Source organism: bacterium (assembly GCA_040753555.1).
In the GTDB taxonomy this organism is placed as follows: Bacteria; UBA9089; UBA9088; order UBA9088; family UBA9088; genus JBFLYE01.
Window position 1 is genome coordinate 1,785 of sequence record JBFMDZ010000209.1, and the last position, 1,698, is coordinate 3,482.

The window sequence follows — 1,698 nt, forward strand, 5'->3', positions numbered from 1 at the left end:
ACCCACTAAGATATCCCCCTCCTCCTCCGCTACCTCCTTGGCTACTTGCAATAGTGTTTCCTTGTATAGTGTTATTTATTGAAGAATAAAGATATATTCCACAACCAATTCCTCCCTGTCCACCTGAAGCATAAGGTCCCCCTCCTCCTCCGCTACCTCCTTGGCTACTTGCAATAGTGTTTCCTTGTATAGTGTTATTTATTGAAGAATAAAGATATATTCCACAACCAATTCCTCCCTGTCCACCTGACTCACAATTCCCACCTGTTCCTCCGTTACCTCCTTGGTTATTTGTAATGGTGTTTTCTAAGATAGTGGTGTTTGTTGAATTATAAAGATATATTCCACATCCAATCCTACCAGAGCCACCTGAAGCATGGTTGCCACCTGTATATCCATTTTCACCTATTCCTCCAGAAATTGTGTTGTTTCTTATTGTAAAATTAGAGCAATTGATTAAAACAATCCTTCCCAGATTTGTTGAACCTGAACCAGTTAAAGTCAATGTTTGATTTTCAATTATGGTGGGGATTGTAATCCCATAAAAATAAAAAATTGGTTCATTATTGTATGTATTTGAGGTGGTAATGGTATTATTATAGGAATTTGGCTCAAGGTATATCCCATATCCATTACCTCTTGTACCACCTGAACCATAAGACCCACCTGCTCCTCCACCGCCCCCTTGGCTGCTTGTGATGGTGTTCTCACGTATATTGTTATTTATTGAAGAATAAAGATATATTCCACAACCAATTTCTCCCTGTCCACCTGAAGCCTGGTAACCACCCATTCCTCCTCTTCCTCCTATATTTGATAATATAATATTTGTTGCAATGATATTGCTATCTGAATCTGAAAGATGAATTCCACAACCTATACCACCAGAGGCACCTGAGATAAGTGTACTTCCATTCCCTCCTTTTCCTCCCTCATTTTGAAAAATTATATTACTTGAGATTACAGTATTTGTTGAAGAGGAAAGGTAAACTCCACAGCCTACTTCTCCCGGAAATCTGCCATCAGCCCCTTTATTGTCGTGGATAAAATTATTTGTAATCACAATTCCCAATGTATTTTTAAGATAAACCGCCTGCTTTGCATAGCCTATATCACAATATTTAATCTGGCTCCCATTTGCTCCACTTCCAGAAAGTTTGATTCCATTCCAGTCTCCAGCCATAGGCGTGGTTTGACTTGATGTAAATGTAATAGTGCCTATTGCTGTTCCAATTGCATTCAATGTACCATAGCAGATTAGAGAGGTCTCAGTGGCAAACCTTATGGTTACCCCTGGGTCAATGGTCAATTTAACCCCATCGGCTACATATACCGTCTCTGTTGCAATATATGGACTTCCTGAAAAATTCCAGGTTGTATCACCTGTAATTGTCCCAGAAACATAGGTCTCTGCCCCAGCTATTTTGCAAGCCAAAATTCCTAAAGCCATCAGACATCCAAAAATTGTCTTTCTCATTTTACTTTACCTCCCATATCTGTTTAGCTTTGCTAAACAATTGCAAATTTTAAATTGCAAATTGTAAATTTTAAAATTAAGGATAAATTTATATTTGTTGACTAACGATAGGTTAGGGTGTATAATCTTAACCTATGCAGATAAAATTACATAAGAATGCAACCACAACATTAGCGATAAGAAGAGCTATCAAAGAAAGCCCTCTTTCTGCTTATGCTCTT

The 1,698-nt window shown here is 38.2% G+C and carries 1 protein-coding gene; it reads right to left on the reverse strand.

Going from position 1 to position 1,698, the window contains the following annotated elements; genetic code table 11:
* Nucleotides 1-1,477: right-handed parallel beta-helix repeat-containing protein (locus tag AB1630_11360; protein ID MEW6104391.1), on the reverse strand; the 1,477-nt coding region annotated here is incomplete at its 3' end.
* Between the last annotated feature and the right edge of the window lie 221 nt (nucleotides 1,478-1,698).